Genomic DNA, 23,226 nt, shown 5'->3' on the forward strand with positions numbered 1-23,226 from the left:
TCAGCGGCGCGCCTGCGCCTCGGCGGGGCGCCATTCGATTGCGGCATGGTCGAGCACGCCGTTGATATAGGTGTGCCCGTGCTCGGAACCGAAGCGCTTGGCGGTTTCGATCGCCTCGTTCAGCACCACGCGGTACGGCACATCAAGGCGGTGGATCAGTTCGTAGGCGGCGATGCGCAGCACCGCACGCTCGATCGGATCGACTTCCTCCACCGTGCGGTCGAGGAACGGCAGCAGGGCCTCGTCCAGCGAGGCGCGATGGCGGACCACGCCGCGCACCAGGTCTTCGAAATATTCGAGGTCGGCGATCTCGTGCGCCTGCTCGTGCGCGAACTGCGCGATCACCTGGCCGACTTCACCGCCCGACATCTGCCATGCGTAGACGGCCTGCAGCGCACGGCGGCGCGCACGTGCGCGCGTGACCGGATCGACGCCGTCCTTGCGGTGGGGATGTTGTTGTCGGCTCACGTCGGCTCCTGCGATTCTGGGGTTACGGCAACTGTTCCAGCAGCTGCGCCATCTCGATGGCGGCCAGCGCGGCTTCCTCGCCCTTGTTGCCGTGGCTGCCACCGGCACGGGCTTCCGCATCCTCGATGCGCTCCACCGCCAGCACGCCATTCAGCACCGGCACGCCGGTGTCGAGCTGCACGCGCATCAGGCCCTCGGCGCAGCGGTCGGCGACATGTTCATAGTGGCGGGTATCGCCACGGATCACGCAGCCCAGCGTGATGATCGCCGCGTGGTCGCCCGAGGCAGCCAGGCGCGCAGCCACCAGGGGGATTTCCCAGGCGCCCGGCACGCGCACCACGTCGATCGCGTCCTCGCCCACGCCGTTGCCGGCCAGGCTCTGCCGCGCACCAGCGACCAGCACATCAGTGATGCGCGGATTCCAGCGGCTGGCGATGATCGCGAAGCGGGCGCCATCGGGCGCGCGCAGATCGCCTTCGTAGTGGGACATGGCGGGTTCCTTGGGGGTGGGGAAGTCTACCAGCCGGGGCGACCGGCCGGTCTGCCGGGGCCGGTCAGGGCTGGACGTACTCGACCACGTCGAGGCCGAACCCGGCCAGGCCGACCTGCCGCCGCGGCGTGCCCAGTACCCGCAACCGGCCCAGGCCCAGGTCGGCCAGGATCTGCGCGCCCGCGCCGTTGCGGCGCCACTGGCCCACGTCCTTGGCGTTGGCCTGCACCTCGGGCTGCTTGCGCAGGCGCGCCAGCAACGCGTCGGCGCTGCGCGGCTCGGACAGCACGACCATCACGCCCTGCCCTTCGGCCGCGATCGCGCGCAACGCGTCGGTGGCGTGCACGCCGAAATCGTCGCGCCGCCAGTGCAGCAGGTCGCTCAGCGGGTTCTCCACCTGCACGCGCACCAGGGTGGGCGTGGCCTTGTCGGGCGTGCCGCGGACCAGGGCGAAATGCAGGTCGTGGGCGATGCGGTCGCGGTAGGTGACCAGCTGGAACGGGCCAAACTCCGTCTCGATGTCGCGCGCATCGATGCGCTCGACGGTGTGTTCGGTGGCCAGCCGGTACGCGATCAGGTCGGCGATGGACCCCATCTTCAGCCCGTGCTCGCGCGCGAACACTTCCAACTGCGGGCGCCGCGCCATGCTGCCGTCGGGATTCAGCACTTCCACCAGCACGCCCGCCGGCTCCAGCCCGGCCAGCAGCGGCAGGTCGCTGGCCGCTTCGGTATGGCCGGCGCGCGTCAGCACGCCACCCGGCTGGGCGATCAACGGGAAGATGTGGCCCGGCTGGCTGAGGTCGCTGGGCTTGGCGTCCGGCCGCACCGCCGTGCGCACGGTATGCGCGCGGTCGTACGCGGAAATGCCGGTGGTGACGCCCTCGGCGGCCTCGATGCTGACGGTGAAGTTGGTGTGGAACTGCGCGGTGTTGGTCTGCACCATCGGGGCCAGTCCCAGCTGCGCACAGCGCTCGCGCGTCAGCGACAGGCAGACCAGGCCGCGCGCATGGGTGACCATGAAGTTGATGTCCGACGGCTTGACCAGCTCGGCGGCCATGATCAGGTCGCCTTCGTTCTCGCGGTCCTCGTCGTCGACGATGACGACCATGCGGCCGTTGCGGATCTCTTCCAGCAGCTCGGGAATCGGGGCGAAGTTCATGCGCCACTCCTCTTGCCCAGCAGGCGCTCGACATAGCGCGCCACCAGGTCGATCTCCAGGTTCACCGCGTCGCCGACGACGGTCTCCGCGAATGCGGTGTGCGAGACGGTGTGCGGGATCAGCGCGACCTCGAAGCCTTCGCCGTCCACCTCGTTGACGGTCAGGCTGACGCCGTCCACGCAGATCGAGCCCTTCTTGGCGATGTACTTCAGCAGCGCTGCCGGCGCGGCGAAGCGCCAACGCTGGGCGCGCGCATCGTCGTGCACGGACAGCACGCGGCCGACGCCGTCGACGTGACCGCTGACCAGATGCCCGCCAAGGCGATCGGTCGGACGCATCGCGCGCTCCAGGTTCACGACCGCGCCTTCCTTCAGACCACCCAGCGTGGTCAGCGACAGCGTCTCGGTGGACGCGTCGGCCTGGAAGCTGGACGCATCGAACGCGATCACGGTCAGGCACACCCCGTTCACCGCGATGCTTTCGCCCAGCTGCACGGCGTCGAACGGCAGCGAGCCCACGGCCACGCTCAGGCGGACGTCACCGCCGACGGATTCCAGCGCAGCGATGCGGCCGACGCCCTCGATGATGCCGGTGAACATCAGCACGCCTCCGAAAGGAGGATGGGAACAACGCGGGAACTCGTGGAAGGCATGGAACGTCTCTCGCAGGAACGGGCGGAGACGCCTCCGGGCGCGAAGGCAGGCGCACGACGCCACGCTCGCGCGTGGTTCGGCGGTGCCGTCTTCTTTCATCCGGACTATGACCGTCGGCTCCGGCATCGGACCGGATCTGCTGACCCTTCGGCGACATTGGAAAGTCCGCACAAGCATGTGCGGGCTCTGCGAGGGACTCGCATGTCACCGAGGCGCTCGCGGGCTCGTCGCTGGGCGACCTACCGCCGGTGGGGAATCGCACCCCGCCCTGAAGACGTCGTTGGTGGTGTGCCGGCGGACCGGCCCGCGCAGTTTACACGCCGGGTCCGGCGATGGCTCTGAACGGAGCGTTCCGCGCCCCTGTAGGAGGGGCTTCAGCCCCGGCCATCAGTGCTTTGTCAGCGTCGCGCCAGAAGCGTCGGGGCTGAAGCCCCTCCTACAGGACCTTGCGGCGCAAATGCAGGATCAGCGGCCAGCGCATGGTGCGCACCCGCTGCGGATCGCCCCAGATCTCGGCCAGGGCCGGCGTATGCGCGTAGACCGGGTCCTCGCCGGTGGCGGCGCGGTAGCTGCCGGTGGCCGAGAGGCTGCCGAAATAGCCCAGCAGCGTGGGCAGGTTCCATTCGGCCGTCAGCCACAGGCGCGGCGTGGGGATCGTCTCGAACGGCCACACGTAGTCGCCGTAGCCCATGTCCACGTCGGCCCGCTCGGGCGGCCAGTACGGATCGATATCGTCGCGGACCTTCTCGGCCACCTCGGCCAGGTCGTCCTCGAAGATGATGTCCTGGTAGGTCCATGCCGCCAGCACGCCGCCCGGGCGCAGCACGCGCTCGCAGGTGGCGAAGAAACGGTAACGGTCGAACCAGTGCAGCGCCTGCGCCACCGCGATCAGATCGACGCTGCCGTCGGCGAGTGCGGTGGTTTCGGCCGGCTCGATCGCCAGGCTGACGTTGGCGTCCGGCTGCCTGTTCGCCCAGTGGCGCTCGATCTGCGCGGCACTGGGATCGGTGGCATGCACGAGGGCGAAGCGCGCGGCCAGTCCGCGCGTGGCCTGGCCGCTGCCGCAGCCGGGCTCCCAGACCTGCGCGCTGGCCGGCACCGCCGACGCGATCACGTCGTACAGCGCGTCCGGATAGGTCGGGCGCGAGGCGAGATAGACGTCGGCGACGCCGGAGAAATGATCCTTGAAGGCCACCATGACGTGCGTTCTAGCGGGCAGGTTGCAGCAGGAGGCGGTGATCTTCGCCAATCATGCGGCTGTCGACAATCTCCAGCTTCAGCCGGTCCGCCATCGCCTGGATGCCCAGGCCGCCGAACAGCGGACGGGCCAGGTCGCCCAGCAACACCGGCGCCACGTACAGCAGCACTTCGTCGGCCAGGCCGGCGGCCAGGAACGCGCCGGCCAGGGTCGCGCCGGCTTCGGCATGGACTTCGTTGATGCCGCGCGCGGCCAGCAGTTCCAGCACCGCCTTCAGATCGAAGTTGCTGCCGGTCGCCGGTGCGACCACGCGCTGGACGTCGACGTCGCGTGGCGGCTTCGCCTCCGCGGTGTGTACGTAAAGCGTCGGCGCTCCGCCCTGGCGCACGTTGCCGCGCGCCACGGTCGCCAGGCCGGGATCGAGCACCACGCGCAGCGGCGGGTCGAACACGGTGTCGTCGCCGAAGCGCACCGTCAGCGAGGGATCGTCGGCCAACACCGTGCCGGCGCCGGTGAGGATGGTCCCGGCGCGCGCGCGCCAGCGCATCACGTCGCGGCGCGAGGCCTCGCCGCTGATCCACTTGGAATCGCCGTTCGCCATGGCGGTACGACCATCCAGGCTGGTCGCCAGCTTCACCCGCATCCACGGCCGACCGCGCTCGACACGCGAGAGAAAGCCGCGGTTCAACCGGCGCGCCTGCGCTTCCATCAGTCCGGACTGCACGGCGATGCCGGCCGCGCGCAGCCGGTCGAAACCGGCGCCGTCCACCTGCGGGAATGGATCGCGTATCGCGGCGACCACGCGCGTCACGCCAGCAGCGACCAATGCCTCCGCGCAGGGGCCGGTCCGCCCGGTATGCGCGCAGGGCTCGAGCGTGACGTAGGCGGTCGCGCCCTTTGCGCGATCACCCGCCGCCTGCAGCGCGAAAACTTCCGCATGCGGACCACCGGCCTTCTGGTGCCAGCCTTCGCCGACGATCTGTTCCCCCTGCACGATCACGCAGCCGACCATCGGGTTCGGCCGCGTCGTGTACGCGCCGCGCTCGGCCAGCCGCAGCGCGCGCGCCATGTGCAGGTGATCGAAGGCGGAGAAGGAGGCGTCAGTCATGCGTCGTCCACGCGGTATCGGGAGGGGCGCCAGTATGCGCCAGACGCTGCGCTGGCCTGATCGACATGATCACCACCGGCGTCCCGTGCAGCGACGTCCGCTCTTCCACCTGCCAGCCGAGCGACGCATAGAAGTCCTCGTGCCAGAGCGTGAACAGGCGCAGCATCGCCACGCCTTCGCGCGCGGCATGCGCGACCGCCGCCTCGACGAGAACACGTCCGCCGCCACGGCCGCGCGCTTCCGGCACCACGAACAGGCTGCCCAGCCACGGGCTGCCGCGATCCTGCAGCGCCGGAGCGTCCTCGACCAGCAGGCTGACCGAGCCCAGCAGGTCCTCGCCGTCCATCAGCAGCAGCGTGGTCGGCACCGACGTACGCGTCGCGTGGTCGGCCAGTTCGGCCGTGGCGGCGTCCAGCGTCCAGTCGTCGTAGAGCGCACCCCATTCCTGGTGGTGCCAGCGTGCGAGCGATCCGATGCACGCCGGGTGCCGCCCGATCGCCTCGATGCGCACGGCTTAGCGCTTCTTGTTCTTGTCCGCGTGCTTGTCGAACGGGACCACGTCGCCACCCAGCAGCGACAGCTGGCCGGCGGCGGGCAGGTCGCGTTCCAGCTTCTCGATCTCGTCGCGGAAGTCGGCCACGTCCTCGAAGCTGCGGTACACCGACGCGAAGCGCACGTAGCCCACGTGATCCAGCTTGCGCAGCTCGCCCATGACGAATTCGCCGATCTTGCGCGAGGCGATCTCGCGCTCGCCGCTCATGCGGATCGCGTGGATCACCGCACGCACTGCCGCTTCGATCTGCTCTTCGGACACCGGCCGCTTCTGCAGTGCGCGGTCGAACCCTGCGCGCAGCTTGCGCGCGTCGAAGGTGTCGCGGCGACCATCGCCCTTGATGACCGCCGGCAGCTTGATCTCGATGTTCTCCAGCGTGGAGAACCGCTCCCCGCACGCCTCGCACTCGCGGCGGCGACGGATCGTCGCCCCGTCTTCGGACACGCGCGAGTCGATGACGCGGGTATCGGTGTGCTGGCAGAAGGGGCAGTGCATCGTCGTAGATCAGCCGTAAACCGGATACTTCCGGCACTGCGCAGTGACGTTCTCGCGCACCTTCGCCAGTACGGCCTCGTCGCTCGGCGCATCCAGCACGTCGCAGATCCAGTTGGCCAGGTCGATGCAGTCCTGCTCGCCGTAGCCGCGCGTGGTGACGGCGGGCGTGCCGATGCGCAGGCCGGACGTCACGAAGGGCTTGCGCGGGTCGTTCGGCACCGAGTTCTTGTTGACGGTGATGTGTGCCTTGCCCAGCGCCTCTTCCGCGTCCTTGCCGCTGACGTCCTTGCCGATCATGTCGACCAGCATCAGGTGGTTTTCGGTACCGCCGGACACGATCTTGTAGCCGCGCGCGATGATCGTCTTCGCCATCGCCTGGGCGTTCTTCACCACCTGCGCCTGGTAGGTCTTGAACTCCGGCTCCAGCGCTTCCTTGAAGGCCACGGCCTTGGCCGCGATGACATGCATCAGCGGACCGCCCTGGATGCCCGGGAAGACGATGCTCTGCAGCTTCTTCTCGATCTCCTCACCGGCACCCTTGGCGACGATGATGCCGCCACGCGGACCGCGCAGCGTCTTGTGGGTGGTCGAGGTGACGACGTGGGCGTGCGGCAGCGGGTTCGGATACACGCCAGCGGCGACCAGGCCGGCCACGTGCGCCATGTCCACGAACAGGTAGGCGCCGACCTTGTCGGCGATGGCGCGGAAGCGCGCCCAGTCGACGATCTGCGAATAGGCGGAGAAGCCCGCCACGACCATCTTCGGCTTGTGCTCCAGCGCCAGCTTCTCGACGTCGTCGTAATCGATCAGGCCCTTGTCGTTCACGCCGTACTGGATGGCGTTAAACAGCTTGCCAGAGGCGTTGACCTTGGCGCCGTGGGTCAGGTGACCGCCATGGGCCAGGCTCATGCCCAGAATGGTGTCGCCCGGATTCAACAGGGCGAAATACACCGCCTGGTTGGCCTGCGAGCCGGAATGCGGCTGCACGTTGGCGTAGTCCGCGCCGAAGAGCTGCTTCACGCGGTCGATGGCCAGCTGCTCGGCGATGTCGACGTACTCGCAGCCGCCGTAGTAGCGCTTGTGCGGATAGCCCTCGGCGTATTTGTTGGTCAGCACGCTGCCTTGGGCTTCCAGGACGCGGGGACTGGCGTAGTTCTCGCTGGCGATCAGCTCGACGTGATCCTCCTGCCGGCGCGCCTCGTGGGCGATGGCCTGGGCCAGTTCGGGATCGTAGGTTTCGATGCGGGCGTCGCGCGGGAACATCGGGTCTCCGGGGGCAAGGGCGGGCGGGATGGCCGATTGTATCCCGCCCGGCCCCCGCCCACCCCGCCCCGGAAAAGGAAAAGCGCGCCGGAGCGCGCTTTTCGGGGCATCGGGCCGCCTGGCTCAATGATGCAGCAGCAGGTCGGCGATGATACCGGTGGCGATGGCGACCATCAGCAGGTTGCCGCGGTCGTCGCGTACCCAGTGGTAGCCACGGGGCGGATGACGCACGTGGTAGCGGTTGTAGTCGTTCACCACGTAGACCGGGCCCCGGTAGTAGTCACGGTACCGCTGTCCCTTGGCCCACCGGTGGTAACTGGGAGCCGGACGGTAGACGACGCGCGGCGGGGCGTAGTAGCGGCGGTCGTCGTAGCGTCGATCATCCCGGCGGCCGTCGTGGTAGCCATGCCGGTAGGCCTGGCGCTGGTCGCGGTGATCGCGGCGGTCGTCACGGCGATCCTCGCGCCAGTCGCGGCGATCATCCCGACGGTCGTCGCGGCGGTCATGGTGATGGGAACGGCCGCGATCATGTCCGCGGTCGTCGCGCGCCAGCGCGGGGGCGGTGACGGCGAAGGCCAGGACGGCGCAGGCCATGCTCTGGAAAAGACGCTTGGTGTTCATGTGGAAGCCCTCTGTGTGGCACGTGAGCCCATCATGCCGATCACATCTGAACCGATTCCGGCTGGAAAACGGTTACGGCGATGTCAAAACCGCGTCGGCGAAATGTATTCAGCCGCCGGTCGGCCCTGCCCGAATGGCTATAATCGCTGCCTTCCCCTTTACCCCATCGCCCGCCGCTGCCCGGCCGGGCGCCGGGGCCTGCGTACCGGAGCCTGCATGTCCTCGCAATACATCTACACCATGAACCGGGTCAGCAAGGTGGTCCCGCCCAAGCGGCAGATCATCAAGGACATCTCGCTGTCGTTCTTCCCGGGCGCGAAGATCGGCCTGCTGGGCCTGAACGGCGCGGGCAAGTCCACGGTCCTGAAGATCATGGCCGGCGTGGACACCGACTTCGAAGGCGAGGCCCGTCCGCAGCCCGGCATCAAGGTCGGCTATCTCGCGCAGGAACCGGAACTCAATCCCGAGCACACCGTCCGCCAGGCCGTCGAGGAAGGCGTGGGCGACGTGCTGCAGGCCCAAGCCGCGCTAGAGGCGGTGTATGCCGCCTACGCCGAGGAAGGCGCGGACTTCGACGCGCTGGCCAAGGAGCAGGAGCGCCTCGAAGCCATCCTCGCCGCCGGTGACGCACATACGCTGGAAAATCAGCTGGACGTGGCCGCCGACGCGCTGCGCCTGCCGCCGTGGGACGCCATCGTCGGCAAGCTGTCCGGCGGCGAGAAGCGCCGCGTGGCGCTGTGCCGCCTGCTGCTGCAGAAGCCGGACATGCTGCTGCTCGACGAGCCGACCAACCATCTGGACGCCGAGTCCGTCGAATGGCTGGAACAGTTCCTCGCCCGCTACACCGGCACCGTGGTGGCGGTGACCCACGACCGCTACTTCCTCGACAACGCGGCCGAGTGGATCCTCGAACTCGACCGTGGCCGCGGCATCCCGTGGAAGGGCAACTACACCGACTGGCTGGTGCAGAAGGACGAACGCCTGAAGCAGGAAGACAACCAGGAAAAGGCCCGCCAGAAGGCGATCCAGAAGGAACTGGAGTGGTCGCGCCAGAACGCCAAGGGCGGCCGCTCCAAGGGCAAGGCTCGCCTGGCGCGCCTGGAAGAGCTGCAGTCGGTCGACTACCAGCGCCGCAACGAGACCAACGAGATCTTCATCCCGCCGGGCGAGCGCCTGGGCAACTCGGTGATCGAGTTCAAGAACGTCTCCAAGAAGTTCGGTGACCGCCTGCTGATCGATAACCTCAGCTTCCTGGTGCCCGGCGGCGCGATCGTCGGCATCATCGGCCCGAACGGCGCCGGCAAGTCGACGCTGTTCAAGATGATCACCGGGCAGGAGAAGCCGGACTCCGGCGAGATCGTCAAGGGCCCGACCGTCCAGTTGGCTTACGTCGACCAGAGCCGCGACAAGCTGGAAGGCAACCACAACGTCTTCCAGGAAATCTCGGGCGGCCTGGACATCCTCAACATCAACGGTGTGGAGATCCAGTCGCGCGCCTACATCGGTCGCTTCAACTTCAAGGGCCAGGACCAGCAGAAGATGGTCGGCTCGCTGTCCGGCGGTGAACGTGGTCGCCTGCACATGGCCAAGACGCTGCTGCAGGGCGGCAACGTCCTGCTGCTCGACGAACCGTCGAACGACCTGGACATCGAAACCCTGCGCGCGCTGGAAGACGCGCTGCTGGAGTTCCCCGGCAACACCTTCGTCATTTCGCATGACCGCTGGTTCCTCGACCGCATCGCCACGCACATCCTCGCCTTCGAAGGCGATTCGCACGTGGAGTTCTTCCAGGGCAACTACCGCGAATACGAGGAAGACAAGAAGCGTCGCCTGGGCGAAGAAGGCGCGCGCCCGCACCGCCTGCGGTTCAAGGCGCTGAAGTAGATTCGGGATCCAGCATCCCTGTCACTGCATCGAGCAATCTGTCTCGACGGAAAAGCCCGCGATGAAGCGGGCTTTTCTTTTCCTGGGTGCGGACGCGTCAGTGCGACGTCCAGGCTTCAGGCCGCGCAGCGGAGGGACACCACCCTCAACCCGGCAACTGGATCCTTCCACTGCCAACCAGGACACCAAGCACGATCGCACCGATGAGCGTGGCTACCATCAGCACCACCTGGACGATAGCCCAGCCTGCCGCGCCGCGCAGAAAGGCCTTCCATCGCGAATATCCCGGGAAGACCTGAGTCAGCGAAAACACGTTGAGAAGCACCGCCACCAGCACCATCACTGCCTGCGCGTCCGACCACCAGCGCTGAAGCGGCATGAAAACCGTCCATACGACGAACAACTGCGCCATCAGGAACGAAGTGATCACGAGCCATTCGGGGTAGTTGATCTGCTTGAAACGTCGGAACGTCAGCTTGAATGCAGCCGCCTGCACCGGCAGCAACAACAAGGTAATCAAGGTCAGGTGGCGATTCATCCAGTCCTTGACCACCCCGAATACTTTTCCCATCCGGGCCATGGCTTCGGCCTGCTTGGCATTCATGTCGCTTTGATGTCCTGCTCCTGCCTCCATGCCCGCCGTGAGCGACGCCCCAAGCGCATCGCCATCCAGTGCGTAGTGCGCCATCACCGTAGCCGCAGCGCCCGTCATCATGATCAGCAGCAATGGCTTGACGATCCCTGCGCGTCGCCCTTCGATGTAATCACGGATGAGAAGCCCCGGCCGCAGCATCAGCCGTTTCAAGGTGTAGAGGACGCCGCGATCCATGTGCAGCACGCTGTGCTCCAACTCGTGCCCCAGGAAATGCCAGTCGATGCGATGCGTCGGCGTCGGCTGGCCGCATGCAGGACAAAACTTCTGTTCGGGACCATCCGTCACGCGCGCGTAGTTGGCGCACTTCCCCACGTCCGACATCGCCATCCCCATGGCTGGAAAGCGTCGCATTCTAGAGCGGAGCCCCTGCGTTTGGGAAAGCGACGGCCGCCCTCATTCCATCGGCAGTCCGAACACCTTGCGCAGGTAGGCCACGAAATCGGGATCGTCGCTCATGCCCTTGCCGGGTGTGTCGCTGACCTTGGCGACCGGCTGGCCCTGGCAGCGCACCATCTTCAACACCAGTTGCAGCGGCCTGGGTCCGACGTCGTTGGTCAGGTTGGTGCCGATGCCGAAGCCCACCTTGCAGCGCCCGCGGAAATGCGCGTGGATGCGCAGTACCGCGTCGATGTCCAGGCCATCACTGAAGACCAGCGTCTTGCCCTGCGGATCGATCCGCTGCGACTCCAGGTGCGCGATGACGCGGTCGCCCCACGCCAGCGGATCGCCCGAGTCGTGGCGCATACCGTCGAACAGCTTGCTGAAGTAGAGATCGAAATCGCGCAGGAAGGCGTCCAGTCCCACGACGTCCGACAGCGCGATACCGAGATCGCCACGGTACTCCTGCGCCCATGCCTCGAAGGCAGCCCGCTGCGAGTCGCGCAGGCGCGGCCCCAGTTGCTGGAACGCCTGCAGCCACTCGTGCGCCATCGTGCCGTGCGGCGTCATGCCGTACAGGCGCGCGAAATGGATGTTGCTGGTGCCGACGAACTGACTGCCCAGTACCTGCCGGCAGATCGGCAGCAGCCGCGCATGCCAGTCGTGCGAATAGCGTCGGCGCGTACCGAAGTCGGTGATCGTGCAGTCCGGCGCGGCGTCGCGCAGGCGCTCCAGCTTGGTGCGCAGGCGATGCTCGCCCTCCTGCACGTCGCCGCCCGGCTGCGCGCGCATCCAGGTCTCGCTGATGATCGCCAGCACCGGCACTTCGAACAGGATCGTCTGCAGCCACGGACCATCGATGGTCAGGTCGAGCTCACCCGGCACCTGCGTGGAGGGCGCGATGTGCACATGGCGCCGGCGCAGCTGGAACTGCTCGAGGAAGTCGACGAAATCCGGCTTGATGTAGCGCAGCGAGGCGAGAAACCGCAGTTCCTCGTCGCTGAAACGCAGATCGCAGAGCCGGTCGATCTCCGCCCAGATCGCGTCCAGGTGTTGCACCAGATCCACACCCGGCGTGCGGCATTTGAAGCGGTACAGCACCTGTGCACCGGGATGCTGGTGCAGCACCGCCTGCATCATCGTGAGCTTGTAGAGGTCGGTGTCGAGCAGCGAGGGGATCATCATGCCGGTCACGCAGGCGCCGTCAGGGGATGCGCCATGGTCGCACGACCGGCGCGCGCCAATGCGCGCGGCTGCGCTGCAGCGCCCCATCGCGGGGAAAGTCCGCACCGCAACGGTGCCGATTAAAGCACCTCGGCCGCACGCCGATAGCGCTTCAATCACGGGATCGACAGGCGGCCATCGGAGTCACGGTCTGTCGTCCTGCCTTTTCGCGCAAGGAGTTCCATGAACGCATGCCCCGCCGCTTCCGTATCCGAGGCCGGCATCGACGACCATATCCAGTCCGTCTCCGGACTGTCGGATTCGCTGCTGAAGCAGTTGCGCCAGTCGCTGCAGAAGATCGATGAGATCAACCGCGTCACCCGCATCATCTCGATGAACGCCCGCATCGAGGCCGTCCGCATCGGCACGGCCGGGCGTAGCTTCGGGGTGATAGCGGAAGAGATGGATACGCTGTCGCGGCGGGTCAGCGATACGGCACGCGAGATCGACCAGATGGCCGGCCGCACCAGCACCGACTTGCGCGAACGGCTGGACGAGCTGCAGACCAATGTCCGTCGCACACGGCTCACCGATCTGGCGCTGGCCAACATCGACCTGATCGACCGCAACCTGTACGAGCGCAGTTGCGACGTGCGCTGGTGGGCGACCGATGCCGCGATGGTGGCGGCCGTGCAGGATCCGCAGCCCGCCACGCTGGCGCACGCCAGCCAGCGGCTCGGCCAGATCCTGGACTCCTACACCGTCTACTTCGACCTGGTCCTCGCCGATCTTCAGGGCAACGTCATCGCCAACGGACGGCCGCGCCAGTACCGTTCGGTCGGACAATCGGTGGCGCAGCGCGCGTGGTTCCAGTCGGCCATGGCCACCGCCAGCGGCGAGGAATTCGGCTTCCAGTCCATGCACGCCAGCCCGCTGGCGGGCGGCGAGCGCGTGCTGGTCTACGCCTGCACCGTGCGCGAGGGCGGCCGCGTGACGGGCCGGCCGCTCGGCGTGCTCGGCATCGTGTTCCGCTGGGACGCCCTGGCTCAGACCATCGTCGAACGCACGCCGCTGTCGGAGGCGGAGTGGCGTCGCAGCCGCGTCTGCATCGTCGATGAGCAAGGGCACGTGCTGGCCGATACCGCAGGGAGCGACGCGGCGTCACCGCGACTGGACTTTCCCGGGCGCGCCGCTTTGTTCGCCCAGTCGCGCGCGGCCGTCGACCTGATCATGGATGGACGCACGCACTGCATCGCGCAGGCCGCCTCGCCGGGCTACGAGACCTACCGCACCTGCTGGCATTGCGTGATCGCGCAAGGCGTCGACTGAGGCCTGCCGGTCAGGCCAGCCACACACCGTCGTCGCGCACCTGCACGGCGACGGCACGCAGCGAATCGCCGCGACAGGGGCCGGCCACGCAGTCGCCGCGCACCAGTTCGAACGACGCGCCGTGCGCGGCGCAGACCAGATGGCCGTCCTTGCTCTTGAGGAACTGGCCCGGCGCCCAGTCGAGGCGGCGGCCTGCATGCGGGCAGACGTTCAGCCACGCGCGCACGTCGTCGCCGTCCCGGAAGAGGATCAACGACTCGGCATCGTCGCCGATCGTGACCTCAACCTCGGCAAAACCGCCATCGACGATGTCGTTCAGTGCACTCAGTCGCATATCGTTTAACGAAGTCCTCACACGGTCACACAACGGTCATCCGATACTGCCGCACCGGCCCCCGCCGCATTCTGTCACGACGCAACGCCATGTACGCACGCCACTTCCAGTTCAACGCCTTCCGTAACGTCTTCGCACCGCGCAAGCCGCGCCATCCGCTGCTGCGGGTCGGCCTGGGCCTGCTGGGCGTCGCGCTGCTGGGCGTGCTGGTGTTCTTCAGCGTGTTCGTGGGCGCCGCGATGATCGCCGGCGGCCTGGTCTACAAGCTGGTCCGCCAGCGCGGGAAGCCACAGGCCCGCGATGTGCGCGTGGTCGACGCCGAGTACCACGTGGTGCGCAAGCCGGTGCTGCCGCTGCCGCGCTGACGACGCCCGCGGGAACCCGGTTCCCGCCTACACTCTCCGGCCGCTCTTCTTCCTCCACGGCCGCCATGACCGACCTGATTCCTGCCCCGCCCCTCCCGCGCGTACCCGTGCGCGGAGGCGCCACGTTCCCCGTGCGTCGAATCTTCTGCGTCGGACGCAATTTCGCGGACCATGCGCGTGAAATGGGCGCGGCCGCCCCGGCCTCGAAGGCGGAGCGTGGAACGCCCGTCTTTTTCCACAAGCCCGCCGATGCCATCGTTACGGGCAATGCCGACGTTCCCTACCCGCCCGGCACCCAGGATCTGCACCACGAGGTCGAACTGGTCGTCGCGCTGGGTGCGGACGCGCCTGCCGGCACGCTCGCGCGCGATGACGCGCAGGCGCTGGTGATCGCCTACGGCGTCGGCCTGGACCTCACGCGTCGCGACCTCCAGGCCGCGGCCAAGGCAAAGGGCCTACCGTGGGACACCGGCAAGGGCTTCGACCACTCGGCACCGGTCAGCGAACTGGTGCCGGCGGCCGATGTCGGCGCGCTGGACGACCTCACGCTGACCCTGCGCGTGAACGGCGGCACGCGCCAGCACGGATCGCTGCGAGACCTGATCTGGGACGTGCCCGACATCCTGCACGAACTGTCGAAGCTCTACGCACTGAAGGCCGGCGATCTGGTCTTCATGGGCACGCCGGCGGGCGTCGCCGCGCTCGTGCCGGGCGACCGGTTCATCGCCTCGCTGGACGACGTGGTGACGCTGCAGGGCCGCATCACCGCCTGAGCGGTGCAACGGCGGGCGTCATGCGCGCTATAGTCCCCGCCGATGGCGCGACGACGCCGACAGACAGGACAACAGCATGGGCATGGTCAGCGAGTTCAAGGAATTCATCGCGCGCGGCAACGTGGTCGACCTGGCGGTCGGCGTGGTGATCGGCGCCGCGTTCGGCAAGATCGTCACCACGCTGGTCGACAAGATCATCATGCCGCCGATCGGGCTGCTGGTCGGTGGTGTCGACTTCTCGAAGTGGGCGTGGACCTTGAAGGAAGCCACGGTGGACGCGGCCGGCAAGGAAGTCCCCGCCGTGGTGATCGGCATCGGCGAGTTCCTCAACACGGTGATCCAGTTCGTCATCGTGGCGTTCGCGATCTTCCTGCTGGTGAAGGCCGTCAACCGCCTGCACCGCAAGCCCGAGGCCGCACCGGCTGCGCCGCCCGAAGACGTCCTGCTGCTGCGCGAGATCCGCGATGCCCTGAAGAAGTAAGCGGACGCTGCATTCCGAACCGGCAACACCGGCAAAGGAACCACGAGGCCACGGGCTGCTAAGCTCATGGCCTTCGTTTTTCCGGGATATGCCATGCGCCTCGCTCCGCTGCTGCTCGCCCTGACGTTCGCCGTTCCCGCACTCGCCGCCCAGCGCGAGACCCGCATTCCCGATGCCGCCCTGGTCACCGCCACCCAGCTGCGCGAACAGGCGCTGGCCGACGACACCGGATGGAAGGTCGTCGAATCGCTGACCACCGAGATCGGCCCGCGCCTGGCGGGCAGCGAGGCCGATGCGAAGGCGGTGGCGTGGGCCGAAGCGAAGTTCAAGGCGCTCGGTTTCGACAAGGTGTGGCTCGAGCCGGTGACCTTCCCGAAATGGGTGCGCCGCAGCGAACACGCCGTTGTGCTGGGCGAGCACGCGCAGCCGTTGACCGTCACCGCGCTGGGCGGTAGTCCCGCCGGCAAGGTGGATGCCGAGATCGTCCGCTTCGCCGACCTCGCCGCGCTGGAGGCGGCGCCGGAAGGGTCGCTGGCGGGCAAGATCGCCTTCGTCGACTACCAGATGAAGGCCGCGCGCGATGGCAGCGATTACCGCAACGGCGGCGCGATCCGCTCGAAGGGGCCGTCGGCGGCGATCCGCAAGGGTGCGGTCGCGTTCCTGATGCGTTCGGCCGGGACCGACAACCACCGCGTCGCGCACACCGGCATCACCCGCTTCGACGACGGCCTGACGCCGGTGCCGTCGGCCTCGTTGACGATCCCCGATGCCGATCAGCTGGCGCGCCTGCTGCAGCGCGGCCCGGTGCGCGTGTCGCTTGCGCTGGATTGCGGCTGGGACGGCGAATACACCTCGCACAACGTCATCGGCGAGATCACCGGGCGCAGCCTGCCGAAGGAGGTCGTGGTGATCGGCGGCCACCTGGATTCGTGGGACCTGGGCACCGGCGCGATCGACGATGGCGCCGGCATCGGCATCACCATGGCCGCGGGCCACCTGATCGGGCAGCTGAAGCAGGCGCCGAAGCGCACGATCCGCGTGATCGCCTTCGCCAACGAGGAACAGGGGCTCTATGGCGGCAAGGCCTACGCAGAGAAGCACCTGGCCGACATCACCCGCCACCAGCTCGCCGCCGAGAGCGATTTCGGCGCGGGCCGCATCTACGCGTTCAACACCGGCGCGCCGGCGCATGCGCGCAAGGCGACCGAGCAGATCGCGCAGGCGCTGGCGCCGCTGGGCATCGAGTACGCGCCGGACAAGGGCAGCGCGGGACCCGACATCAGCCCGTTCGCTGCGAAAGGCATGGCCTGGGCGTGGCTGGCGCAGGATGGCAGCGACTATTTCCATCTGCACCACAACGCCGACGACACGCTGGACAAGATCGATCCAGGCGCGCTGGCGCAGAACGTGGCGGCGTACACGGTGTTTGCGTATCTGGCGGCAGAGGCCGAGGGTGATTTCGGCAGCCAACTGAAGGAATAGCGCCGGTCGTGGGAGCGACGTGAGTCGCGACGGGTTGTCGCTACCGCCGCATGGCTACCCGCTCCCCTCAGCCATGATCGGCCGGCACAGACGCCGGCTTCGATCTTCGCGACTCACGTCGCTCCCACCTGTGATCTGCGCATCGCTTCAGCTACTCAGCGGCTGCGCTGTTTCCACTGCGCGAGGAACACCGCGGTCGCCGCGGCGACGTTGAGGCTTTCGACGGCGCCGCTGCCGGGAATCGACAGACGCGTATCGCAGGCCGCGGCGAGCTGCGCGTCCATGCCTTCGCCTTCGGCGCCCATCACGTAGACCAGCCGCTTCGGCAGCGTCGCGGCGAACAGGTCGTCGCCACCGCGCACGACGGTGGCCGCCAGCGAGAATCCTGCGTTGCGCAACTGGGCAGCCGCATTTCCAGTCTGTCCCATGCGCACCAGCGTCACCTGTTCGGCACCGCCTTCGGCAACGCGCGCAGCCGCGCCGGAAATCGCCAACGTCGAATCGCGCGGCAGCAGGATGCCGGCCACGCCGAAATGCGCCGCCGACCGCAGGATGGCACCGAAATTGTGCGGATTGCCCACGCCATCCAGCCACAGCGCCGCCAAAGGCCTGTCTTCCGGCAGCGCACGCAGCCAGTCGCCCATCGGCATCGGCTCCACCTTCAGTACGTCAGCCACCACGCCTTCGTGGTGGGTGCTGGCGGCGAGGCGATCGAGGTCGCCCTCCTCCACCACGCGGTAGCCGACGCGCTGCTTCACGCACCAGGCCAGCAACGGCTTCAGCGCGGGGATGCGCGACTCGGTCAGATAGACCTTGCGGATGCCTTCGGGCCGGCGCGCAAACACCGCGTGGACCGCATTGAGCCCGTACAGCCGGAGTTCGCTGCGCGATGCGCCTACGGCGGATCGCTCTTCGCGCGGCGTCTCGCTGCGTGGTGCTCGCTCGTGCGGCGTGCGGGGTGGACGGCGCCGGTCCGGCGGACCGCCCGGACCGCCCGGACCGCCCGGACCGCCCGGACCGCCCGGACCGCCCGGACCGCCCCGCGGACGATTGTTCCAGGGATTGCTCACGTCAGGCCCTGGTCTTCCAGAAATCGGCGTTGCGGATGCCCAGCGCCTCCGGATCGAAGGTCGGGTCCACGCCCAGCTTCTTCTGCCGCTCGTAATCGCGCAGCGCGATCAGCGCCGGCTTCTGCAGGATCAGGATGGCGACGACGTTCAACCACGCCATCAGGCCCACGCCGATGTCGCCCAGCGTCCACGCCATCGCCGCGTTGTGGTACGCACCGAACACCACCATGCCCACGATGCCCAGGCGCAGCAGCAGCGTCGCCAGCGGATGCGTCTTCTTCGTGCCGGCCAGGTAGGTCAGGTTGGTTTCGGCCATGTAGTAATAGGCCATGATCGTGGTGAAGGCGAAGAAGAACAGCGCCAGCGCCACGAAGCCCGCGCCCCAGCCCGGCAGCACCGACTCCACCGCGGCCTGGGTGAACTGCGCGCCTTCCGACGGCTGCACGCCCGGCACGCCGGAGAAGATCTCGACCAGCGTGTCCTTGCCGTTCTCGGTGACCGTCCTGAAGGTGTTGTACATGCCGGTGGACAGCAGCAGGAACGCCGTCGAGGTGCACACCAGCATGGTGTCGAAGTAGATGGCGAACGCCTGCACGTAGCCCTGCTTGGCGGGGTGCGAGACCTCGGCCGCTGCGGCGGCGTGCGGGCCGGTGCCCTGGCCGGCCTCGTTGGCGTAGATGCCGCGCTTCACGCCCCAGGCGATCGCCTGGCCGATGATCGCGCCGAACGCGGCATGCGCGCCGAACGCGCTGGAGAAGATATCGGCGAACATGGCCGGCACCTTGCCGGCGTTGGCGATCATCACGATCACCGCCATCAGGATGAAGGCGAGCGCCATGAACGGCACCACGACTTCGGCGAACGTGGCGATGCGCTTGATGCCACCGAAGATGATGGTCGCCAGCAATGCCGCCACGCCCAGGCCGATCCACAGCTTCAGCGCACCGGCACCGCCGACCGCCTCGCAACTGCCAGTCCCGCACAGCACGTTGGTGGCACTGTCGGCGATGGCATTGGCCTGTACGCCCGGCAGGAGCAGGCCGGTGGCGACGACGGTGGCCAGTGCGAACGCCACCGCGTACCACTTCAGGCCCATCGCCTTTTCGATGTAGTAGGCCGGACCACCGCGGTAACGGCCTTCGCCGTCCTTTTCCTTGTAGATCTGCGCCAGCGTGCACTCGATGTACGAGGTGGATGCGCCAAGGAAACCCATGACCCACATCCAGAACACCGCACCGGGACCACCGTAGGCGATCGCCGTGGCGACGCCGGCGATGTTGCCGATGCCCATGCGGCCGGCCATCGAGATGGCCAGCGCCTGGAACGAGGACACGCCCGCGTCCGACTTCTGCCCCGTCACCGTCAGCCGGCACATCTCGGCGAAGCCGCGCACCTGCATGACGCGGGTGCGGAGGGTGAACCACAGGCCGGCGCCCAGGCACAGCGCGATCAGCGCGTTGCTCCAGATGATGCCGTTCAACCAGTTGAAAAAGGCTTCCACGGGGATGCGTCTCCGTTCGTTCGTGCGTGCGCTGGGATACGGGAAGGCGGCGCAAGGCGCCGCCGGGTCCCTGCAAGATACCCGCAACACACGCCGCTGCGCAGTCCCCGCGGGCGTTTCAGCCCGGCCAGACCCGCCCGAACAGCCTCAGGTCGTGCAGGCCGTCCGGCTTGCGGATCGCGCTGCGGCGGCAGCCCTCCTCGACGAACCCGTTCTTTTCCAGCACCCGCGCGGAGGCCGGGTTGGTGTCGAGCACGTTGGCCTCGACCCGGCGCAGCGCGAGCGCCGGGACGACCCAGGCCAGGTAGGCGGCGACCACGCGCGTCATGTGGCCTTGGCCCCAATGCGCGCGGCCGAGCCAGTATCCCAGTTCCGCACCATGCGCCTTTTCGCCGCCATGCGGGCGCACCGCAATGCCGCCGCAGGCCTCGCCCTCGATCTCGATGGCGAACACCGGATGCGCCAGGTCGACCACGCGCCCGGCGAGGAAAGCTTCGCCGTCCGCACGCGTGTAGGGATGCGGGAAGCGGTCGCTCAGGCCGCGTGGCACCTGCGGATCGTCGGCATGGCGCAGGAGCGCTCGCAGGTCATCCTGCCGCCAGGCACGCAGCAGGAAGCCCTCGCCTTCGATGCGCACATCCGCATACGGACGCGCACCGGGATCAGCCATGGCCACCCACGGAGGGCGTTTCCGCCTCGAGCTTGCTCAGCTCGTGCGCCACCGCTTCCGGCGATCGCGTGAAGGGCGCGAGCAGCGCGTAGAACGCCGGCACCACGTACAGCGACAACAGCGTGGAGAACGTCACGCCGAAGATCACGACCACGCCGATGGTCGCGCGGCTGGCCGAACCCGGTCCGCCCGCCAGCACCAGCGGCACCGCGCCCATGACGGTGGCCACGGAGGTCATCAGGATCGGGCGCAGGCGCACGCGCGCGGACTCGGCGATGGCCTGCGCCACGCTGGCGCCGTCGTCGCGCAGCTGGTTGGCGAACTCCACGATCAGGATGCCGTTCTTCGCCGCCAGGCCGATCAGCATCACGATGCCGATCTGGCTGAAGAGGTTGAGCGTGCCACCGGTGACCCACAGCCCGATCAGCGCGCCCAGCACGGCCAGCGGCACGGTCAGCATGATGACCAGCGGGTGGATGAAGCTCTCGAACTGCGCCGCAAGCACCAGGTAGACGATCAGCAGCGCCAGGGTGAAGGTCAGCAGGATCGCACCGCCGGCTTCCTGGTACTCGCGCGACTCGCCCTTCCAGTCGATCTGCGCGTAGTCAGGCAATTCCTCGGCCACGGTCTGCCGTGTCCACTCCAGCGCGTCGCCCATGGTGTAGCCGGGCGCCAGGCCCGCGCTGATGGTGATCGCGCGCAGGCGGTTGAAGCGGTTGAACGTGCCCGGCTCGGCGATTTCGCTCAGCGTCACCAGGTTGGACAGGGGCACCAGCGCGCCGTCGCTGCCGCGCACATAGGTGTTCGCCAGGTCCTCGGTGTTGGCGCGCTTCTCGCGGCCGGCCTGCAGCATGACGTCGTACTCTTCGCCGTTGTCCACGTACGTGGTCACCTGGCGCGAGCCCATCATCGTTTCCAGCGTTCGCCCGATCTCCTGCACCGACACGCCCAGGTCGGCGGCGCGGTCGCGATCGATGTTCACGCGCATCTGCGGGCGCGTTTCCTTGTAGTCCGAATCCGGATCCTGGATGCCGGGGTTGCCTTCCATCCGCTGCAGGATGCGGTCGCGCCACTGCGCCAGTTCGGCGTAGTCCGGCCCGCCCAGCACCAGCTGGTAGCGCTGCCCGCGGCTGCCCACCAGTCCACCCGGCACGTTGGCACGCGCCTGCACGCCGGGGAGCTTCGCCAGCTCGCCGCGCAACTGCGCGACCACCTGGTCGGTCGCCACATCGCGCTCATGCCAGTCGTGCAGGAACACGATCACCTGACCCGTATGCATGTCCTCGCTGCCGCCGAAGCCACGCGGCGTCCGCGAGTTCGCACGGTCGATGGGCTTGTCCTGGCCCACCTGCGCCATGACGATCTTCTCGACCTGCTGCATCTGGCCGACCATGTAGTCGAAGCCGGCGCCTTCCGGACCATCGACCATGACGAAGAAGCGGCCGCGGTCTTCCGCCGGCGCCAGTTCGCTGGGCACGCGCAGGCCGAGCGCGACGATCGCCACGCCGCACAACGCCATCGCCACCAGCACCAGGCCAAGGATGCGCTTGCCGGGCAGCGCGACCAGGCGCTCCACGTGACGCGCATAGCCATCGCTGATGCGGGTCAGCGTGCGGTTGGTCCATTTGTTCAGGCCACGCGGCGCGGTGTGCGGCCGCACCAGCTTCGATGACATCATCGGCGTCAGCGTCAGCGCAACGAAGGCCGAGATCGCGACCGCCGCCGCCAGCGCGACGGACAGTTCGCGGAACAGGCGGCCGGTATTGCCCTCCATGAAACCGACCGGCAGGAACACCGCCACCAGCACCGCGGTGGTCGCGACCACCGCGAAGGCCACCTGCGCGGTGCCTCGCCGCGCCGCCACCAGTGCCGGTTCGCCCAGGTCGGCGCGGCGCTGCACGTTCTCCAGCACCACGATGGCGTCGTCCACCACCAGGCCGATGCACAACACCAGCGCGAGCAGGGTCAACAGGTTGATCGAGAAGCCGAACGCGTACAGCGCGATGAACGCGGAGATCAGGCACACCGGCACCGTCACGGCCGGGATGAGCGCGGCACGCAGGCTGCCGAGGAACAGCCAGATGACCAGGAACACCAGCACCATCGCCTCGCCGAGCGTCCAGTAGACACGCTGGATCGACGCATCGATGAAGGTCGTGCTGTCGTAGGCGATGAAGATGTCGGTGCCTTCCGGCAGCGTCTGCTGGATCACCTCGGCTTCGGCACGGGCGGCGCGCGCGACGTCCAGCGCGTTGGCGGTCGAGGTGCGCACGATGCCCAGGCCGACATTGGGCACCGCGTTGCTGCGCAGGTAGGAACGGCGTTCTTCCGCACCCAGCTCGACTTTCGCCACGTCGCCCAGGCGCACCACGTAGCCGTCCGCGCCCTTGCGCAGGGGCAGCTGCGCGAACTGCTCGGGCCGCTGGTAGCCGCGCTCGACGCGCAGGGTGAAGTCGCGCGTCTGCGACTCGATACGGCCGGCCGGCAGCTCGATGTTCTGCGCGCGCAGCGCGGTCTCGACATCGCCCGTGGTCACGCCACGCGCCGCCATCGCCTCGCGGTCCAGCCAGATGCGCATGGCGTAGCGCTGGCCGCCGCCCAGCTGCACGCGGGCGACGCCGTCCAGCGCGGACAGGCGGTCCAGCACGTAGCGGTCGGCGTAGTCGGTCAGTTCCATCGTGTCCATCACGGTGGAACGCATGTTCAACCAGATGATGACGTCGGCGTCGGCCTCGACCTTGGAGATCTGCGGCGGATCGGCCTCGTCCGGCAGGCGGTTCATGACGCGACTGACGCGGTCGCGCACGTCGTTGGCAGCAGCCTCGATGTCGCGGCTCAGGTTGAACTCGATGGTGACGTCGGCGCGGCCGTTGCGGCTGCTCGACTGGATGGTCTTGATGCCTTCGATGCCGGACAGGCCGTCCTCGAGGATCTGGGTGATGCGGGTCTCGACCACTGCCGCCGAGGCGCCGGGATAGTTCACTTCCACCGACACGATGGGCGGATCGATGTTGGGCAGTTCGCGCAGGGTCAGGCGCAGGAACGACATCACGCCCAGCACGACCAGCAGCAGGCTGACCACCACCGCGAAGACGGGGCGCTTGATCGACAGGTCGGAAAGCTTCATGGCGC

Annotated in this window: 23 protein-coding genes and 1 riboswitch; of the genes, 6 read left to right on the top strand and 17 right to left on the bottom strand. The window is 68.0% G+C overall.

All coding sequences use genetic code 11. From position 1 onward, the window contains the following. The 10 genes from nusB to ACGHX3_RS15615 all read right to left on the bottom strand — a co-directional run bounded on the left by nusB (position 1) and on the right by ACGHX3_RS15615 (position 8,008). Entirely contained in the window at positions 1-468 is a 468-nt protein-coding gene (nusB, locus tag ACGHX3_RS15570) for a transcription antitermination factor NusB (RefSeq protein WP_238391162.1), read from the bottom strand. Positions 469-490: 22 nt separating this feature from the next. Next, positions 491-958 (bottom strand): 6,7-dimethyl-8-ribityllumazine synthase, encoded by a 468-nt coding sequence (ribH, locus tag ACGHX3_RS15575; RefSeq protein ID WP_162336832.1) that lies wholly within the window; start codon positions 956-958, stop codon positions 491-493. Between the two features lie 64 nt (positions 959-1,022). Then, entirely contained in the window at positions 1,023-2,117 is a 1,095-nt protein-coding gene (ribB, locus tag ACGHX3_RS15580; protein WP_213604571.1) for a 3,4-dihydroxy-2-butanone-4-phosphate synthase, read from the bottom strand. Then, positions 2,114-2,716, bottom strand: coding sequence for a riboflavin synthase (locus ACGHX3_RS15585; protein WP_394695545.1), 603 nt, complete (start codon positions 2,714-2,716; stop codon positions 2,114-2,116). The genes ribB and ACGHX3_RS15585 overlap by 4 nt, the downstream gene beginning before the upstream one ends. Before the next feature lie 137 nt (positions 2,717-2,853). Further along, positions 2,854-3,050: riboswitch (FMN riboswitch) on the bottom strand. Between the two features lie 156 nt (positions 3,051-3,206). Continuing rightward, positions 3,207-3,968 (bottom strand): methyltransferase domain-containing protein, encoded by a 762-nt coding sequence (locus ACGHX3_RS15590; protein ID WP_394695546.1) that lies wholly within the window; start codon positions 3,966-3,968, stop codon positions 3,207-3,209. A gap of 10 nt (positions 3,969-3,978) precedes the next feature. Next, entirely contained in the window at positions 3,979-5,076 is a 1,098-nt protein-coding gene (gene ribD, locus ACGHX3_RS15595) for a bifunctional diaminohydroxyphosphoribosylaminopyrimidine deaminase/5-amino-6-(5-phosphoribosylamino)uracil reductase RibD (protein WP_162336828.1), read from the bottom strand. Further along, a complete protein-coding gene (locus ACGHX3_RS15600; protein ID WP_394695547.1) occupies positions 5,069-5,587 on the bottom strand; it encodes a GNAT family N-acetyltransferase in 519 nt (172 codons plus the stop codon). The genes ribD and ACGHX3_RS15600 overlap by 8 nt, the downstream gene beginning before the upstream one ends. 3 nt (positions 5,588-5,590) lie before the next feature. Next, positions 5,591-6,124 (bottom strand): transcriptional regulator NrdR, encoded by a 534-nt coding sequence (gene nrdR, locus ACGHX3_RS15605; protein WP_162336826.1) that lies wholly within the window; start codon positions 6,122-6,124, stop codon positions 5,591-5,593. Between the two features lie 9 nt (positions 6,125-6,133). Further along, entirely contained in the window at positions 6,134-7,387 is a 1,254-nt protein-coding gene (gene glyA / locus ACGHX3_RS15610) for a serine hydroxymethyltransferase (protein ID WP_394695548.1), read from the bottom strand. Positions 7,388-7,510: 123 nt separating this feature from the next. After that, positions 7,511-8,008, bottom strand: a complete 498-nt coding sequence (locus ACGHX3_RS15615; protein WP_162336824.1) for an RcnB family protein — start codon at positions 8,006-8,008, stop codon at positions 7,511-7,513. A gap of 216 nt (positions 8,009-8,224) precedes the next feature. Between ACGHX3_RS15615 and ettA the strand changes: the two genes are divergently transcribed. Next, complete coding sequence (gene ettA / locus ACGHX3_RS15620; RefSeq protein WP_192272905.1) at positions 8,225-9,892, top strand: energy-dependent translational throttle protein EttA; 1,668 nt, start codon at positions 8,225-8,227, stop codon at positions 9,890-9,892. Between the two features lie 145 nt (positions 9,893-10,037). On the opposite strand, the gene ACGHX3_RS15625 is transcribed toward ettA, so the two are convergent. After that, entirely contained in the window at positions 10,038-10,880 is an 843-nt protein-coding gene (locus tag ACGHX3_RS15625) for a DUF3667 domain-containing protein (protein WP_394695549.1), read from the bottom strand. Positions 10,881-10,940: 60 nt separating this feature from the next. Next, positions 10,941-12,110: a nicotinate phosphoribosyltransferase gene (gene pncB / locus ACGHX3_RS15630; protein ID WP_394695550.1), complete on the bottom strand. Its 1,170-nt coding sequence runs from the start codon at positions 12,108-12,110 to the stop codon at positions 10,941-10,943. A 222-nt stretch (positions 12,111-12,332) separates the two neighbouring features. Between pncB and ACGHX3_RS15635 the strand changes: the two genes are divergently transcribed. Next, positions 12,333-13,418, top strand: coding sequence for a methyl-accepting chemotaxis protein (locus ACGHX3_RS15635; protein WP_394695551.1), 1,086 nt, complete (start codon positions 12,333-12,335; stop codon positions 13,416-13,418). A 10-nt stretch (positions 13,419-13,428) separates the two neighbouring features. On the opposite strand, the gene ACGHX3_RS15640 is transcribed toward ACGHX3_RS15635, so the two are convergent. Beyond that, positions 13,429-13,752, bottom strand: coding sequence for a Rieske (2Fe-2S) protein (locus tag ACGHX3_RS15640; protein ID WP_394695552.1), 324 nt, complete (start codon positions 13,750-13,752; stop codon positions 13,429-13,431). Positions 13,753-13,841: 89 nt separating this feature from the next. Here ACGHX3_RS15640 and ACGHX3_RS15645 point away from each other — a divergent pair, with 89 nt between their 5' ends. From ACGHX3_RS15645 to ACGHX3_RS15660, 4 genes are all read left to right on the top strand, one after another. Next, positions 13,842-14,117: a hypothetical protein gene (locus ACGHX3_RS15645; protein WP_394695553.1), complete on the top strand. Its 276-nt coding sequence runs from the start codon at positions 13,842-13,844 to the stop codon at positions 14,115-14,117. Positions 14,118-14,182: 65 nt separating this feature from the next. Next, positions 14,183-14,890, top strand: a complete 708-nt coding sequence (locus ACGHX3_RS15650) for a fumarylacetoacetate hydrolase family protein (protein WP_394695554.1) — start codon at positions 14,183-14,185, stop codon at positions 14,888-14,890. A 76-nt stretch (positions 14,891-14,966) separates the two neighbouring features. Further along, positions 14,967-15,371 carry a large-conductance mechanosensitive channel protein MscL gene (gene mscL, locus ACGHX3_RS15655; RefSeq protein WP_313929049.1) on the top strand — a complete coding sequence of 135 codons (405 nt, stop codon included), beginning with the start codon at positions 14,967-14,969 and terminating at the stop codon, positions 15,369-15,371. A gap of 93 nt (positions 15,372-15,464) precedes the next feature. Beyond that, complete coding sequence (locus ACGHX3_RS15660) at positions 15,465-16,853, top strand: M28 family peptidase (RefSeq protein ID WP_394695555.1); 1,389 nt, start codon at positions 15,465-15,467, stop codon at positions 16,851-16,853. A gap of 155 nt (positions 16,854-17,008) precedes the next feature. Here the strand turns inward: ACGHX3_RS15660 and ACGHX3_RS15665 are convergent, their stop codons facing one another. The 4 genes from ACGHX3_RS15665 to ACGHX3_RS15680 all read right to left on the bottom strand — a co-directional run bounded on the left by ACGHX3_RS15665 (position 17,009) and on the right by ACGHX3_RS15680 (position 23,221). Then, positions 17,009-17,923 (bottom strand): TrmH family RNA methyltransferase, encoded by a 915-nt coding sequence (locus tag ACGHX3_RS15665; RefSeq protein ID WP_394695556.1) that lies wholly within the window; start codon positions 17,921-17,923, stop codon positions 17,009-17,011. 1 nt (position 17,924) lies between these two features. Then, entirely contained in the window at positions 17,925-19,424 is a 1,500-nt protein-coding gene (locus ACGHX3_RS15670) for an alanine/glycine:cation symporter family protein (protein ID WP_394695557.1), read from the bottom strand. 118 nt (positions 19,425-19,542) lie between these two features. Further along, positions 19,543-20,094, bottom strand: coding sequence for a GNAT family N-acetyltransferase (locus ACGHX3_RS15675; RefSeq protein ID WP_394695558.1), 552 nt, complete (start codon positions 20,092-20,094; stop codon positions 19,543-19,545). Beyond that, positions 20,087-23,221 carry an efflux RND transporter permease subunit gene (locus ACGHX3_RS15680; protein ID WP_394695559.1) on the bottom strand — a complete coding sequence of 1,045 codons (3,135 nt, stop codon included), beginning with the start codon at positions 23,219-23,221 and terminating at the stop codon, positions 20,087-20,089. The genes ACGHX3_RS15675 and ACGHX3_RS15680 overlap by 8 nt, the downstream gene beginning before the upstream one ends. Positions 23,222-23,226: the final 5 nt, after the last annotated feature.

Source organism: Pseudoxanthomonas japonensis, assembly GCF_043632995.1.
GTDB lineage: Bacteria > Pseudomonadota > Gammaproteobacteria > Xanthomonadales > Xanthomonadaceae > Pseudoxanthomonas_A > Pseudoxanthomonas_A japonensis.